The organism is Streptomyces sp. DG1A-41 (assembly GCF_037055355.1).
Taxonomy (GTDB): Bacteria; Actinomycetota; Actinomycetes; order Streptomycetales; family Streptomycetaceae; genus Streptomyces.
On record NZ_CP146350.1, the window covers coordinates 3,269,464 to 3,284,085 of the forward strand.

Genomic DNA, 14,622 nt, shown 5'->3' on the forward strand with positions numbered 1-14,622 from the left:
GCCCTACGGTGACGCCCATGCCCCTGAGAACCCACCTCGCCCTCCTCACCGCGGGCCTCGCGGCGGCCACATGCCTGACCGCCGCCGGCCCCGCCCAGGCGCACACCCGGCACGCCTGCTCGCCGGCCGTCTCCATCGACGGCTTCTCCGACGCGCTCGACAAGACGACGTACGAGAACACCTACGTCGGCAACCTCTCGGCACTCGCCATGGACAGCGACGGCTCACTGGCCGCCCTCTCCGACCGCTCGTCGCTCTTCGCCCTGGACGCGAGGACGTTGAAGCCCCGGTCCGTCGTCCCGCTCACCGACGAGAACGGAACCGCGCTCGACTCCGAGGGCCTGGCCATCGACGGCGACAGCACCCGCCTGGTCACCTCCGAGACGGAGCCCTCCGTACGCCGCTACACCCGCACCGGCAGGCTCCTGGACCGCCTCCCGGTCCCGGACGCCCTGCGCGTGAGCCCCGCGGGCCGCGCCCGGCCCAACGGCACCTTCGAGGGCCTGACCCTGCTGCCCGGCGGCCGGACCCTGCTGGCCTCCATGGAGTACGCGCTCTCCGGCGACGACTCGACGATCGTCCGCTTCCAGACCTGGCGCAGGACGGCACACGGCCACTTCGCCCTAGGCGCCCAGTACGCCTACCGCACGGACCCCGGCCTGGGCGTCCCCGAGGTCCAGGCGACCCCCGACGGCCGCCTCCTGGTCCTGGAACGCGGCTTCACCTCCGGCGTGGGCAACACGGTCCGCCTCTACCTGGCCGACCCCCGCAAGGCGACGGACACGAGCACGATCGCGACCCTGCCGGCCGATCCCGAAACCCACCTGATCAGCAAAACCCTCCTCACCGACCTCGCGACCTGCCCCTCCCTGGGCGCAACGGCCAAGCAGCCCCAGCCGAACCCCCTCCTCGACAACATCGAGGCCATGACGATCACGGGCCGCACGCACAACACCCTGAAGGTCCTCCTGGCCAGCGACGACAACGAGAACAAGACCCAGACGACCCGCTTCTACGCCCTGCGGGTGAGGACAACCCCCTAGACCCACCCGGCCGTCCAAGGCGGACCCTTCCCACGACCCACACGAAGCGCACCCGTGACGGCCGGCCGCTCACAGCTCCACTCTCCGAGCGGCCGGGCAACGGCTCCGGGATCCGCCGGGGGAGCAGGGCCTCCGCCGGAGGTGCGGTGCCTAGTCGGGGGAGCAGGGCCTCCGTCAGGCCGCCGTTGGGGGGTGCAGGGCCTCGGCCTGGATCCACCGGGCGGCATCTCCGGGATGCTTTCTTCCATGCCGCCACGTGCGGTGTCCGCAGCGTTCGATGACGCCAATCCGATCGCGGACGCCGGGCTGGTTCCGGTGATGCGCTTTGCAGCGCGGAGGCGGTTGTCGGAGCTGGTCCGCAGGGCTCCGGGCAGCCCGGGGCAGGCCGGGGGTCCCGCAAGAAATCCCAGTACGGCTCAGTGGCGGTTCCCCGGAATCATTCGACGGCAGGCACCAGGGCTTCGCTGCGCTGCTCGAGGTCTCTGAGCCAGCGCAGGAAGAGGCGTGCGGGCTGTACGGGGGGCGAGGCGTTGAGAGGACGCAGCAGATAGTGGGCTTGGCGCATGGGCCAGGTCTGTTCCAGGGCGAGGCTGATGCGGCCGGCGCGGACGGCGGTGCGTGCGAAGCGTTCCGGGACGACGGCGCAGGCGTCGCCGGCGGCGGCGATTTCGAGCGCGGCGACGCTGGTGTCCACGGTGATGGGGTGCTCGGGTGGTGGAGCTTCTTCGGGCAGGATGCGCTGCCACACGTCGTCGAATCCGAGGACCTGGACTCGGGGGCGGGTGGCGAGGTCGGCGACCGAGGTGACCGGGCCGTGCCGGTCGATGTGCGCGGGGCCGTGGATGACCACAGCGTGGTCATGGTGGAGCAGCTCGCTGTTGACGCCGGCCCAGGGCCCGCGCCCTTGGTGAATGTCGATCTCGACCTCGCCGGGAGTCAGGGCCTCAGACCAGACGGCGCAGACCAGGCGCAGATCGATTCCGGGGTGTGCGCGCTGGAAGTCGTGGATATGAGGGGCAAGCCACGTCGTCGCGTAGGAGACTTGGGTACGCACGGTGAGCTGTTCGCGTCGCGCGGCGCCGAACAGCCCGCTGGTGGCCACGGCCAGGTCGTCGAAGCTCTCGCGGATCGCAGGCAGGTAGGCACGGCCGAGTTCGGTGAGCTGAACGCTGCGGGCGAGGCGTTCGAAGAGCCGCGCGCCGAGGTGGGTCTCCAGCATCCGGATGCGCTGGCTGACGGTCGCGGGAGACAGGTGCAGTTCGTCGGCGGCGGAGGCGAAGCTCTCCAGCCGGGCGGCAGCTTCGAACGCCTCCAGGCAGGGAAGCGGGGGCAGGGGATCACGCACTTCGGCGACGATACGGCAAACGCTTCCGAGCCTCAGTTTTCCGGGGTCTCAGACCCAAAACGCATTGTTTGATTGTGAGGTGGTGCTCGGCCAGGCTGACGGTGTCCGACCGATCGAAAGGATCGAAGGAGGCTGCCGATGAACGAGGCCACGCACAGATACAGCACCCACCCCACCACCGGGACCACCATGCCGGAGGGCACCCTGACCCTCGGCGAGCGCAGCCTGTCGCTGCTTTTGGACGGCAGGGAACGCCGTTTCCACTACGTGTGGCTGCGCGACAACAGCTGGGCCGCTGCCGACCGGGTCTTCCAGTCCAGCGAGCGCCGGCTCTTCACGCCCTCGATTCCCGCGACGATCGCCCCGGCCAAGGCGTCGTTCGATCGGCACGAGGGTCTGGACGTGCTCTGGAGCGACGGACAGCGGGCCCGCTACTCGACTGGCTGGCTGCGCCGGTACGACTACTCCGGCGACCCCAGATCCGCTCGCCGCCACGCCGTGACGCTGTGGGGCGAGACCGGGATCGACCCTCCGCGCTTCGCTCATGCCGATGTCGTCGACACACGCGAGGGCCAGCTCGCCTACCTTGACGCGGTGAGCGAGTACGGCGCGGCCATCGTGACCGGTGTCCCCACCGTTCACCACGAGGTCGAGCGGTTCGCCGAAACCATCGGACACGTCCGCGAGGTCGCCTTCGAACGCGTCCACAACGTCCGCCACGACCCCACCGGCTACAACGTCGCCCACACCCCCGGCGAACTCAAGCCCCACACCGACCTGCCCAGCTACAACTGGCCCCCGTCCATCCAGCTCCTGCACTTCTTGGCCAACCAGGCCACCGGCGGGGAATCGACCCTTGTCGACGGGTGGGCCGCGCTGGCCGAGCTGCGCGCGGATGCGCCCGCCCACTTCGACACGCTGTGCCGGGTTCCGGTGCCCTACCAGCTGTTCAGCCAGGATGAGGACACCTGGGCCGAGAACCCGATGATCCAGCTCGACGCCGACGGCAACATCAAGCTCTTCCGGTTCTCCAACCAGCTCGCCCAGCCACTTTCGGTCCCCTTCGACCAGGTCGAAGCGTTCTACGACGCCTACCGCCACCTGGGCGCCATCATCGACTCGGGCCGCTACCGGGCCACCTTCAAGTCCGACGACGGTGACCTCCTCACCGTGCACTCGCACCGCGTGCTCCACGGCCGGCTGCCCTACGACCCGGGCAGCGGCGCACGCCAACTCCAAGACGTCTACATGGAGTTCGACGATTTCCTCGCTCGCGGGCGGGTGCTGCGCGGCGAGCACATGCCCCTCGCCGCCCAGAAGCCCGAAGAGATCGAGGAGGACGCGTGACCGCCCACCCCGCGCACCTGCAGCAGGAAGCCCACGACCGGACCGGCCGCGGCCGGCCCACGCCCGGTGATGCGCGGACGGTCGGTTTCACAGCCATGGCCGACGGGACGGCGCATGACTACCAGCTGCTCGCCCGATACGAAACCGCCGAACTCGCCCGGTTCCCCGACCGGATCCTCAGCTGGCTGAAGGCTATGGACGACCACACCGGCTACCAGGTCACCCGCCTCCAGCACAGCCTCCAGGCGGCCACCCGCGCCCACCGTGCCGGTGAAGACGAGGAGACCGTCGTGTGCGCGCTCGTCCATGACATCGGCGACCTGCTCGCCCCCGCGAACCATTCCGAGGTCGCCGCAGCGGTCGTGCGCCCCTACGTGTCCGAACGCAACTACTGGATCCTCAAGCACCACGGAGTGTTCCAGGGTGTCTACTGGTTCCACCACGTCGGCGCCGACCCGCACGCCCGCGAACACTGGGCCGACCACCCCTGGTACCAGGACTGCGTGGACTTCTGCGCCAATTACGACCAGAACTCATTCGACCCCGGTTACCCCACCGAACCGCTGGAATTCTTCGAGCCGCTGGTCCGCCACGTCTTCGCCCCCGAACGTGTCAAAGCCCCAGACCTGGCCCCATCCATCCCATAGTCAACACCGAGATCCGCCCGCGTCTCGGGACTGTAAATGCCACGTACCTGGACAGACCCAGCGACAGCCGTCCAAGGCTTGAGCGTGAACACACGGATGCGCTCTGAGCTGGGGTGATGGGGACTTCCTAGGGCTCCATGGTCACAGATTCGGTGTGCATCCGCGAGAACATCGCCGCCTGCCGCCGGGCCGGTTCCCACCTCTCCATCACCTGCGGCATGAACCCCTCCGTCAAACGGGCCGTCCTCGCCATCCCCGACACCGTATGGCAGCGGGTCACCTACCCCACCGCCGTGCCCGACCCCGACACCGGCGAACTCATCTTTGACGCGGAGGTCGCCGAGACCCCTGCCCACACCGCGTTCGCCGGCCGCACGAAAAGCGAGCAGGTCACGGCCCGCCTCATCGTGCGCCGGGTGCGTGACCTGGTCAAACCCGCCACCGCCGGCGAGCAGGGGGAACTGGGGGGCGAACTCCCCGCCTGGGCGCAGGGGCGGAGCCCCGAGGCGAGGACGGCTTCTAGCCCAACCGCTTCGCGCGCGCAGCTGGGCAACCGCGCGGGGGCGCAGGGGGCGAAGCCCCCGCCGGGGCCCGAGCGGAGCCCCGAAACGAACTCAACCTCTACCCCAACCGCGTCACGCGGGCAGCTGGGCAACCTCGAGGGGCAGGGCGAAGCCCCCGCCAGGCCGGGGGCGCAGCCCCGACACAAGCTCAGCTTCTTGTCCGACCGCGTCGGGCGGGTGGGTGGGTGGGTGGGTGGGCAAAACCCCCGCTAAACCCCAGCCGCCGCAAACGCCCCCCGAGCCATCCGATGCAGCAGCTCCGCCGTAGCCCCCCGCCCGGGCAAAGACCCCGCCCTCCCCAGATGCGGCGTCGAGTTCAGCAACCCGAACACCGAGTGCACAGCCGACCGAGCCGCAGGCTCACCGAGCCCCGGGTACACCTCCCGCACCACCCCCACCCACAGCTCCACATACTGCCGCTGAAGCTGCCGCACCATCTTCCGGTCACTGTCCCGGAGGCGATCCAGCTCCCGATCGTGCAGGGTGATCAGAGGCCGGTCGTCGAGCGCGAAGTCGATATGCCCCTCGATCAGCGAGTCGAGGACCGCCTCCGCCCCCGCACCCCCGTCCGCCTCCGCCACCCGCCGCTTAGCCCCGGTCAGCAACTGCCCGCTGATCCCCACCAGCAGTTCCGCGAGCATCGCGTCCTTGCCCGCGAAGTGCCGGTACAGCCCGGGCCCGCTGATCCCGACAGCGGCGCCTATCTCGTCGACTCCGACCCCGTGGAAGCCCCGCTCGGCGAACAGCCGGGCGGCCTCCTTGAGGATCTGCTCGCGTCGGGTGGGGGCGTCGGTTCTCGTGGCCATGCAATCAATTCTAGACAGGGAGGTTAGCGGTCGTTAACCTGAAGGAAATGCGTTAACGCTCATTAACAAGGTGAGGGGACCGCAGGATGCACGAGGCACCGGAGCTCACGAGCGCGGCAGACCCCGCGCCGGAGGCCTTTCGGGCCAACGAGGAGGCGCACCGCACCCTCGTGGAGGAGCTGCGCACCAAGCTGGCCACAGCCGCCCAGGGCGGCGGCGAGAAGGCCCGCGCCCGCCACACCGCGCGCGGCAAGCTGCTCCCCCGCGACCGCGTCGACACCCTCCTCGACCCGGGCTCGCCCTTCCTGGAGCTGGCCCCGCTCGCGGCCGACGGGATGTACGAGGGGCAGGCCCCGGCCGCCGGTGTCATCGCCGGCATCGGCCGGGTCAGCGGCCGCGAATCCGTGATCATCGCCAACGACGCCACGGTCAAGGGCGGCACGTATTACCCGATGACGGTCAAGAAGCACCTCCGCGCCCAGGAGGTCGCCCTCGACAACCGCCTCCCCTGCGTCTACCTCGTGGACTCCGGCGGCGCCTTCCTCCCCATGCAGGACGAGGTCTTCCCCGACCGCGACCACTTCGGCCGGATCTTCTACAACCAGGCCCGCATGTCCGGCGCCGGCATCCCCCAGATCGCCGCCGTCCTCGGCTCCTGCACGGCCGGCGGCGCGTACGTCCCGGCGATGAGCGACGAGGCGGTGATCGTCCGCGACCAGGGCACGATCTTCCTGGGCGGACCACCCCTGGTGAAGGCGGCCACGGGCGAGGTCGTCACGGCTGAGGAGCTCGGCGGCGGCGAGGTCCACTCCCGCGTCTCGGGCGTCACGGACCACCTCGCGGAGAACGACGCACACGCCCTGCGCATCGTCCGCACGATCGTCTCCACTCTCCCCGCCCGGGGGTCCCTCCCCTGGGAGGTTGCGCAGCCCACGGAACCCAAGGTCGACCCGCACAGCCTCTACGGCGCCGTCCCGGTCGACTCCCGCACCCCCTACGACGTACGCGAGATCATCGCCCGGGTCGTCGACGGTTCCCGTTTCGCCGAGTTCAAGTCCGAGTTCGGCCAGACCCTGGTCACGGGCTTCGCCCGGATCCACGGCCACCCGGTGGGCATCGTCGCCAACAACGGCATCCTGTTCTCCGAGTCCGCCCAGAAGGGCGCCCACTTCATCGAGCTGTGCGACCAGCGCGGCATCCCGCTGGTGTTCCTCCAGAACATCTCCGGGTTCATGGTCGGCAAGGACTACGAGGCGGGCGGCATCGCCAAGCACGGCGCCAAGATGGTCACGGCCGTGGCCTGCACACGCGTACCGAAGCTGACAGTCGTGGTCGGCGGCTCGTACGGCGCCGGCAACTACTCGATGTGCGGCCGGGCGTACTCCCCCCGCTTCCTGTGGATGTGGCCGAACGCCAAGATCTCCGTCATGGGCGGCGAGCAGGCCGCCTCGGTCCTCGCGACCGTCAAGCGGGACCAGCTGGAGGCGCGCGGCGAGTCCTGGCCGGCCGAGGACGAGGAGGCCTTCAAGGCCCCGGTCCGCGCCCAGTACGAGCGCCAGGGGAATGCCTACTACGCGACGGCCCGCCTCTGGGACGACGGTGTGATCGACCCGCTGGACACCCGGCACGTCCTGGGCCTGGCCCTGACCGCGTGCGCCAACGCGCCCCTGGGTGACCCCCAGTTCGGCGTCTTCCGGATGTGAGGGGACGGACGACGATGTTCGAGACAGTGCTGGTGGCCAACCGGGGCGAGATCGCCGTACGGGTCATCCGTACGCTGCGGTCGATGGGCGTGCGCTCGGTGGCCGTCTTCTCCGACGCGGACGCCGACGCCCGGCACGTCCGCGAGGCGGACACGGCGGTACGGCTCGGCCCGGCCCCGGCGTCCGAGAGCTACCTCTCGGTGGAGCGCCTGTTGGAGGCCGCGGCCCGCACGGGCGCGCAAGCCGTCCACCCCGGCTACGGCTTCCTCGCCGAGAACGCCGCCTTCGCGCGCGCCTGCGCCGAGGCCGGCCTGGTCTTCATCGGGCCTCCGGCGGACGCGATCTCCCTCATGGGCGACAAGATCCGCGCCAAGGAGACGGTCCGGGATGCCGGGGTGCCGGTCGTCCCCGGCGGACGCGACCCGGATCTGGCCGAGGCGGCCCGCGAGCTGGGCGCGCCCGTGCTGCTGAAGCCGAGCGCGGGCGGCGGCGGCAAGGGCATGCGCCTGGTGCGGGACCTGACCCGGCTGGAGGAGGAGATCGCCGCGGCCCGCCGCGAGGCCCGCGCCTCCTTCGGCGACGACACGCTCCTGGTCGAGCGCTGGATCGACCGCCCCCGCCACATCGAGATCCAGGTCCTGGCCGACGGCCACGGCCATGTCGTCCATCTGGGTGAGCGCGAGTGCTCCCTCCAGCGCCGCCACCAGAAGATCGTCGAGGAGGCGCCGAGCGTGCTCCTCGACGAGCGGACGCGCTCCGCCATGGGCGAGGCGGCGGTCCAGGCGGCCCGCTCCTGCGGCTACCGGGGCGCGGGCACGGTGGAGTTCATCGTCCCCGGCAGCGACCCGTCGTCGTACTACTTCATGGAGATGAACACCCGCCTGCAGGTGGAACACCCGGTCACGGAGCTCATCACCGGCCTGGACCTGGTCGAGTGGCAGCTGCGGGTGGCGGCCGGCGAGCCCCTGGCCTTCGCCCAGGAGGACGTACGGCTGACGGGGCACGCGGTGGAGGCCCGGATCTGCGCCGAGGACCCGGCACGCGGCTTCCTCCCCTCCGGCGGCACAGTGCTCAGGCTCCGTGAACCGCAGGGCGACGGCATCCGCACCGACTCGGGCCTCACGGAGGGCACGGAGGTCGGCAGCCTCTACGACCCGATGCTCTCGAAGGTGATCGCGTACGGCCCCGACCGTGCGACGGCCCTGCGCAAGCTCCGCTCGGCCCTGGCGGAGACGGTCACGCTCGGGGTGCAGACCAACGCCGGCTTCCTGCGCCGGCTGCTCGCCCACCCGGCGGTGGTCGCCGGCGACCTGGACACCGGCCTGGTCGAGCGGGAGGTCGAGGGACTGGTCCTCACGGACGTACCGGAGGAGGTGTACGAGGCGGCGGCGGCCGTACGCCTGGACGCGCTGACGCCCGAGCCCGGCGGCTGGACGGACCCCTTCTCGGTCCCCAGCGGCTGGCGGCTGGGCGGGGCACGCAAACCGCCCGCCTTCCACCTCAGGGTCCAGGATCCGGTGGAGTACACCCCGCGCGGCACCGGCACGGTCACGGACGACCGGGTCTCGGTGACGCTGGACGGCGTCCGCCACACCTTCCACCGCGCCGACGACTGGCTCGGCCGCGACGGCGACGCCTGGCACGTACGCGACCACGACCCGGTCGCCGCCTCCCTGAGCCGCGCGGCCCACGCGGGCGCCGACTCGATGACCGCGCCCATGCCGGGCACGGTGACAGTGGTGAAGGTCGCCGTCGGCGACGAGGTGGCCGCGGGTCAGAGCCTGCTGGTGGTGGAGGCGATGAAGATGGAGCACGTCATCTCCGCGCCGCACTCCGGCAAGGTCACCGAACTGGACGTGACCCCGGGCTCGACGGTCGCCATGGACCAGGTGCTGGCGGTCATCGCACCCCGTGAGGAGGCGGAGGAATGACAGTCGACGGTCTCCCGATGGTGGTCCCGGCCCAGGACCTCCCCACTCGCGTCCGCATCCACGAGGTGGGCGCGCGCGACGGCCTCCAGAACGAGCAGGCGACCGTCCCCACGGAGGTCAAGGCGGAGTTCGTCCGCCGCCTGGCCGAAGCGGGCCTGACGACGATCGAGGCGACGAGCTTCGTCCACCCCGAATGGGTCCCCCAACTGGCGGACGCCGAGCAGCTGTTCCCGATGGTCTCCGACCTGCCCGTCGCGCTCCCGGTCCTGGTCCCGAACGAACGCGGCCTGGACCGCGCCCTGGCCCTGGGCGCCCGGCGGGTGGCGGTCTTCGCCAGCGCCACGGAGTCCTTCGCCAAGGCCAACCTCAACCGCACGGTGGACGAGGCGCTGGCGATGTTCGAGCCGGTGGTGAGCCGGGCGAAGGCCGGGGGCGGGCACGTCCGCGGCTACCTCTCCATGTGCTTCGGCGACCCCTGGGAGGGCGCGGTCCCGATCCCCCAGGTGGTCCGGGTCTGCAGGTCCCTCCTGGACATGGGCTGCGACGAACTGAGCCTGGGCGACACGATCGGCGTGGCGACCCCGGGCCATGTGGTCACGCTCCTCGCCGCCCTGGACGAGGCGGGCATCCCGCCCACCGCCCTCGCCGTCCACTTCCACGACACGTACGGCCAGGCCCTCGCCAACACGCTCGCGGCCCTCCGGCAGGGCGTCACGACGGTCGACGCCTCGGCGGGCGGCCTGGGCGGCTGCCCGTACGCCAAGTCGGCGACGGGCAATCTGGCCACCGAAGACCTCGTGTGGATGCTGCGGGGCCTCGGCATCGACACCGGAGTCGACCTCGGCCGCCTCGTCGCCACGAGCGCGTGGATGGCCACCCACCTGGGCCGACCCAGCCCGTCCCGCACCGTCCGAGCCCTGTCCCACGAGGACACCGAGGAGCAGTGATCACCATGGACTACCGCCTCTCCCCCGAGTTGGAGGAACTCCGCCGCACGGTCGAGGAGTTCGCGCACGAGGTCGTGGCGCCGAAGATCGGCGACTTCTACGAGCGGCACGAGTTCCCGTACGAGATCGTCCGGGAGATGGGCCGCATGGGCCTGTTCGGGCTGCCGTTCCCCGAGGAGTACGGCGGCATGGGCGGCGACTACCTGGCGCTGGGCGTGGCCCTGGAGGAACTGGCGCGGGTCGACTCCTCGGTGGCGATCACCCTGGAAGCCGGGGTCTCCCTGGGCGCGATGCCCGTCTACCGCTACGGCACGGAGGCCCAGAAGCGGGAGTGGCTCCCCCGCCTCTGCTCCGGCGAGCTCCTGGGCGCGTTCGGCCTGACGGAGCCGGACGGCGGCAGCGACGCGGGCGCGACCCGTACGACGGCCCGCCTGGACGAGTCGACGAACGAGTGGGTGATCAACGGCACGAAGTGCTTCATCACCAACTCGGGCACGGCCATCACGGGTTTGGTGACGGTCACGGCGGTCACCGGCCGCACGCCGGACGGCAAACCGCTCATCTCGTCGATCATCGTCCCCTCGGGCACGCCGGGCTTCACGATCGCGGCCCCGTACTCGAAGGTCGGCTGGAACGCCTCGGACACCCGCGAACTGTCCTTCTCGGACGTCCGGGTCCCGGCGGCGAACCTGCTGGGTGAGGAGGGCCGCGGCTACGCCCAGTTCCTGCGCATCCTCGACGAGGGCAGGATCGCCATCGCGGCGCTGGCGACGGGCCTGGCACAGGGCTGCGTGGACGAATCGGTGAAGTACGCCAAGGAACGCCACGCCTTCGGCAAGCCGATCGCCGCCAACCAGGCCATCCAGTTCAAGATCGCCGACATGGACATGAAGGCCCACACGGCCCGCCTCGCCTGGCGCGACGCGGCGGCCCGCCTGGTGTCCGGCGACCCCTTCAAGAAGGAAGCGGCCCTGGCCAAGCTCTACTCCTCCACCATCGCCGTGGACAACGCCCGCGAAGCCACCCAGATCCACGGCGGTTACGGCTTCATGAACGAGTACCCGGTCGCCCGCATGTGGCGCGACTCCAAGATCCTCGAAATCGGCGAGGGCACGAGCGAGGTCCAGCGCATGCTGATCGCACGGGAGTTGGGCCTGGTGACCTGAGAGCCTCGCTCCATGCACACGTCTACTCCACGGCATCTCCCCCCAAAAGAGGCACCTTTCCCCGTGCGCGAATAGACCACCGGCGCCGACCACGCCGGAGAACGAGGCGTGCCTCGTTCTCCGGGGTATCACGGTGACCGGCCCTGCCGTTTCGGTGGTTATCGCCGCGTACAACGCGATGCCTTGTCTCACGCGTTGCATCAGGTCCGTCGCAGAGCAGAGCATCGGTCGGGACGCATTGGAGATCCTGGCCGTCGATGACGGTTCGACCGATGGCACGGGCGAGGAACTCGACCGGCCCGCGAGGGAATACCCGCCACCTGACCGTGGAGGTGCAGCAGCTCCTCGGCCATCTGGCGCGCGAACCCCGCCCCGAGCAGGAGAAGGCCCTGGCCCAGCTCGCCGAGGTCATCGCCCCGCTGTGGCACGAGGGAATGAACGACCGGCTGCCGGCGATGGCGTGCGATGGGCCCCGGGCGCGCCCACGGAGCTGGAGTTGGCCGGGCGGTGCACGCTCGCCGCCTTCCCGGACGGCGCTCTCGCCGTCCACCTGGAGGAGGGCCGGGGCGGCACCGCCGTCTTCCGGCCCGCATGGCCGCGCGGTCCGGCGGCGACTTCGTCGTACGGTACCGGTCACCGAGCTGCCGGCCGGGCTGTCGACAGGGCACCTGCGGCTCGGCCCCTGGCCGTCGGACCTGCCGCCGATTCCGTCGAACGCCGGCCCCGCCAAGTGGCGCCGCCGCGGCCTCCCCTGGTGCGCGAAGCCCGTGACGAACCGAGGCGCGGGCTTCGCACTCCGGGTGGCCCGCACCGATCTGATCCGGGCGGCGGCGCGCCGCCTCACGTCGTAGGCGGACTCGCTGCCGAGAAGCTCGGCACGCCGGTCTGGTGATTCGGATCACTGCCCCTGCGGACATCCACGCCCCCTCCCCCGGGCACAGATACCAGGGCCCCCTGGACACACGCTGAGGTTAGGCTAACCTAAGCCTGAATCCAGCCAGCTGGCTGACAGCCGTGCCCGTAGTGGCTCCGAACGTACGAAAGCAGACCCAGAGATGTCGAACGCCACAACCGCCCGCTTCTCCCGCCGCGGCATCCTCGCCGCCGGTGGCGCTCTCGGACTCGGCGCCCTCGTGACCGCGTGTGGCAGCGAGGACTCGACGGACGGCGGCTCGGACTCGAAGGCGTCCGCCAAGTCCGGTCCGTGGTCCTTCAAGGACGACCGCGGCAAGAACGTGCAGCTCGACAAGGTCCCCGCGAACATCGTCGCCTTCACCGGCGTCGCCGCCGCCCTGTACGACTACGGCGTCTCCGTCAAGGGCGTCTTCGGCCCCACCAAGACGCAGGACGGCAAGCCCGACGTCCAGGCCGGCGACATGGACATCAGCAAGGTGACCATCCTCGGCAACTCCTGGGACCAGTTCAACGTCGAGAAGTACGCCACCCTCGCCCCCGACGTGCTGATCAGCACCATGTTCGATTCCGTCGGCACCCTCTGGTACGTCCCCGAGGCCTCCAAGGACAAGATCGCCAAGCTCGCCCCGAGCGTCGGCATATCCGTCTACGACCGACAGCTCACCGCCCCGCTCCAGCGCATGTGGGAGCTGGCCGAGTCCCTCGGCGGCGACATGAAGGCCGCGAAGGTCACCGACGCCAAGAAGCGGTTCGAGGAGGCCTCCGAGCGACTGCGCAAGGCCGCCAAGGCCCACCCCGACATCAAGGTGATGGCCGGTTCCGCGAGCCAGGAGCTCTTCTACGTCTCCGGCACCAACCTCTCCGTCGACCTGGAGTACTTCAAGGCCCTCGGCGTGAACTTCGTCGAGCCGCCGGAGAAGGCCAAGGCCAAGGGCGGCGGCTGGTTCGAGAGCCTGAGCTGGGAGAACGTCGACAAGTACGCGGCCGACATCATCATGATGGACGACCGGTCCTCGGCGATCCAGCCGGCGGACATCACCGAGGCGACGTGGAAGAAGCTGCCGGCGGTCAAGGCCGGGCAGGTCATCTCGCGTTCGGCTGAGCCGATCCTGTCCTACGACAAGTGTGTGCCGCTGGTGGAGAACCTGGCGAAGGCCATCGAGGACGCGAAGAAGGTCGCCTGACGCCAGGGTGTTGAGCTTCATTGGCGTGTGCGGGTCCGTCACGGCTCGGCGCGCCCACGCGGCGGAGCCGCATATCGACACGGCCCCGCGCCCCTGAAGTGCCTCACCTCACCCCCTGACCACGACTCAGGAGCCCCTAATGACCACCGCCGTGGCCGCCCCGTTCCGTTTCTTCTCACTCCAGGTCGTGACGACGAGGCGGCTCGGTCCGTCCCTGGTCCGCGTCACCTTCGGCGGGCCCGATCTGCACGCCTTCCACTCCGACGGGCGTGACCAGTCGCTGTCGCTGTTCCTGCCTCACCCGGGGCAGCCCGAGCCGGTCGTCCCGCTCGAGCTCGGGGACGGCTGGTGGCAGGGCTGGCGTGAACTGCCGGACGGCGTACGGGCCGTGATGCGGTCGTACACGCTGCGGGCGCTGCGCCGCGACCCGGACGAGATCGACATCGACTTCGCCCTGCACGGCATCGAGCCGGGCGCCTCGGTCCAGGCCGGCCCCGCCTCCCGCTGGGCCGCCCGGGCCGCCGCCGGAGACCGGGTCCTGCTGCTCGGCCCGGCCGTCGCCGACAACCGGGCGATCCGCTTCCGGCCGCCCGAGGACACCGACCTCGTGGTCGTCTGGGGCGACGAGACCGCCGTACCGGCCGCCTCGGCCATCGTCGAGTCGCTGCCGGCCGGCACCCGCGCCCGGATCTGGCTGGAGGTGCCGCACGCCGGGGACATCCAGGACCTGGCGACCGAGGCGGACGCCGAGATCACCTGGCTCGTGAGGGAGGAGAAGGGCCGCGAGGGCTCCTCCATGGCCCTCGACGCCCTCCGCGAGGCGCAACTGCCCCCCGCCGAGCGGCCGTACGTCTGGATCGCCGGCGAGTCCGGCTGTGTGAAGCGGCTGCGCCGGCACTTCGTGCGCGAGCGCGGCATCGACCGCCGCCGGGTGACGTTCGTCGGCTACTGGCGCCACGGCGTGAGCGAGGAGCAGTTGCGGACAGAGGGGTAACGCCGCGGCCCACACGCCCTCCAGCCTCCAG

13 protein-coding genes and 1 pseudogene are annotated in these 14,622 nt (G+C 70.7%); 12 read left to right on the top strand and 2 right to left on the bottom strand.

Features of this window, described 5'->3' with window-relative positions:
* The first annotated feature begins 17 nt into the window (after positions 1-17).
* Positions 18-1,043 carry an esterase-like activity of phytase family protein gene (locus V8690_RS15130; RefSeq protein ID WP_338779227.1) on the top strand — a complete coding sequence of 342 codons (1,026 nt, stop codon included), beginning with the start codon at positions 18-20 and terminating at the stop codon, positions 1,041-1,043.
* A gap of 436 nt (positions 1,044-1,479) precedes the next feature.
* On the opposite strand, the gene V8690_RS15135 is transcribed toward V8690_RS15130, so the two are convergent.
* A complete protein-coding gene (locus V8690_RS15135) occupies positions 1,480-2,388 on the bottom strand; it encodes a LysR substrate-binding domain-containing protein (protein WP_338779229.1) in 909 nt (302 codons plus the stop codon).
* A gap of 138 nt (positions 2,389-2,526) precedes the next feature.
* On the opposite strand from V8690_RS15135, the gene V8690_RS15140 reads away from it, so the two are divergent.
* The 3 genes from V8690_RS15140 (at position 2,527) to V8690_RS15150 (ending at position 5,158) form a co-directional block, all read left to right on the top strand.
* Entirely contained in the window at positions 2,527-3,735 is a 1,209-nt protein-coding gene (locus V8690_RS15140; RefSeq protein ID WP_338779231.1) for a TauD/TfdA family dioxygenase, read from the top strand.
* Positions 3,732-4,382, top strand: coding sequence for an HD domain-containing protein (locus tag V8690_RS15145; protein WP_338779233.1), 651 nt, complete (start codon positions 3,732-3,734; stop codon positions 4,380-4,382). The genes V8690_RS15140 and V8690_RS15145 overlap by 4 nt, the downstream gene beginning before the upstream one ends.
* A 137-nt stretch (positions 4,383-4,519) precedes the next feature.
* The gene (locus V8690_RS15150) at positions 4,520-5,158 is read left to right on the top strand and encodes a hypothetical protein (protein ID WP_338779235.1); all 639 of its coding nucleotides are present in this window, start codon (positions 4,520-4,522) and stop codon (positions 5,156-5,158) included.
* On the opposite strand, the gene V8690_RS15155 is transcribed toward V8690_RS15150, so the two are convergent.
* Positions 5,155-5,751, bottom strand: a complete 597-nt coding sequence (locus V8690_RS15155) for a TetR/AcrR family transcriptional regulator (RefSeq protein ID WP_306966836.1) — start codon at positions 5,749-5,751, stop codon at positions 5,155-5,157. The two genes, V8690_RS15150 and V8690_RS15155, sit on opposite strands and share 4 nt — an antisense overlap.
* 86 nt (positions 5,752-5,837) lie before the next feature.
* Here V8690_RS15155 and V8690_RS15160 point away from each other — a divergent pair, with 86 nt between their 5' ends.
* From V8690_RS15160 to V8690_RS15195, 8 genes and pseudogenes are all read left to right on the top strand, one after another.
* The gene (locus tag V8690_RS15160; RefSeq protein WP_338779242.1) at positions 5,838-7,454 is read left to right on the top strand and encodes a carboxyl transferase domain-containing protein; all 1,617 of its coding nucleotides are present in this window, start codon (positions 5,838-5,840) and stop codon (positions 7,452-7,454) included.
* Positions 7,455-7,468: 14 nt separating this feature from the next.
* Entirely contained in the window at positions 7,469-9,385 is a 1,917-nt protein-coding gene (locus tag V8690_RS15165; RefSeq protein WP_338779244.1) for a biotin carboxylase N-terminal domain-containing protein, read from the top strand.
* On the top strand, positions 9,382-10,332 hold the full coding sequence (locus tag V8690_RS15170; protein ID WP_338779246.1) for a hydroxymethylglutaryl-CoA lyase: 951 nt from the start codon (positions 9,382-9,384) through the stop codon (positions 10,330-10,332). The genes V8690_RS15165 and V8690_RS15170 overlap by 4 nt, the downstream gene beginning before the upstream one ends.
* Positions 10,333-10,337: 5 nt before the next feature.
* A complete protein-coding gene (locus V8690_RS15175; RefSeq protein ID WP_338779248.1) occupies positions 10,338-11,498 on the top strand; it encodes an acyl-CoA dehydrogenase family protein in 1,161 nt (386 codons plus the stop codon).
* A 178-nt stretch (positions 11,499-11,676) separates the two neighbouring features.
* Positions 11,677-11,814 (top strand): annotated as a pseudogene (locus tag V8690_RS15180) (glycosyltransferase); the annotation flags it as partial.
* Positions 11,771-12,349, top strand: coding sequence for a hypothetical protein (locus V8690_RS15185; RefSeq protein ID WP_338785670.1), 579 nt, complete (start codon positions 11,771-11,773; stop codon positions 12,347-12,349). The pseudogene V8690_RS15180 and the gene V8690_RS15185, both read left to right, overlap by 44 nt.
* A gap of 204 nt (positions 12,350-12,553) precedes the next feature.
* The gene (locus V8690_RS15190; RefSeq protein WP_338779249.1) at positions 12,554-13,597 is read left to right on the top strand and encodes an ABC transporter substrate-binding protein; all 1,044 of its coding nucleotides are present in this window, start codon (positions 12,554-12,556) and stop codon (positions 13,595-13,597) included.
* A 139-nt stretch (positions 13,598-13,736) separates the two neighbouring features.
* A complete protein-coding gene (locus V8690_RS15195) occupies positions 13,737-14,591 on the top strand; it encodes a siderophore-interacting protein (RefSeq protein WP_338779251.1) in 855 nt (284 codons plus the stop codon).
* Positions 14,592-14,622: the final 31 nt, after the last annotated feature.

What these genes read in the sequence shown, in the direction of transcription:
- V8690_RS15170 (WP_338779246.1), top strand. Translation starts at nt 9,382, where the DNA reads ATGACAGTCGACGGTCTCCCGATGGTGGTCCCGGCCCAGGACCTCCCC.
- V8690_RS15160 (WP_338779242.1), top strand. Translation starts at nt 5,838, where the DNA reads ATGCACGAGGCACCGGAGCTCACGAGCGCGGCAGACCCCGCGCCGGAG.
- V8690_RS15150 (WP_338779235.1), top strand. Translation starts at nt 4,520, where the DNA reads ATGGTCACAGATTCGGTGTGCATCCGCGAGAACATCGCCGCCTGCCGC.
- V8690_RS15155 (WP_306966836.1), bottom strand. Translation starts at nt 5,751, where the DNA reads ATGGCCACGAGAACCGACGCCCCCACCCGACGCGAGCAGATCCTCAAG.
- V8690_RS15195 (WP_338779251.1), top strand. Translation starts at nt 13,737, where the DNA reads ATGACCACCGCCGTGGCCGCCCCGTTCCGTTTCTTCTCACTCCAGGTC.
- V8690_RS15190 (WP_338779249.1), top strand. Translation starts at nt 12,554, where the DNA reads ATGTCGAACGCCACAACCGCCCGCTTCTCCCGCCGCGGCATCCTCGCC.
- V8690_RS15130 (WP_338779227.1), top strand. Translation starts at nt 18, where the DNA reads ATGCCCCTGAGAACCCACCTCGCCCTCCTCACCGCGGGCCTCGCGGCG.
- V8690_RS15165 (WP_338779244.1), top strand. Translation starts at nt 7,469, where the DNA reads ATGTTCGAGACAGTGCTGGTGGCCAACCGGGGCGAGATCGCCGTACGG.
- V8690_RS15175 (WP_338779248.1), top strand. Translation starts at nt 10,338, where the DNA reads ATGGACTACCGCCTCTCCCCCGAGTTGGAGGAACTCCGCCGCACGGTC.
- V8690_RS15140 (WP_338779231.1), top strand. Translation starts at nt 2,527, where the DNA reads ATGAACGAGGCCACGCACAGATACAGCACCCACCCCACCACCGGGACC.
- V8690_RS15185 (WP_338785670.1), top strand. Translation starts at nt 11,771, where the DNA reads ATGGCACGGGCGAGGAACTCGACCGGCCCGCGAGGGAATACCCGCCAC.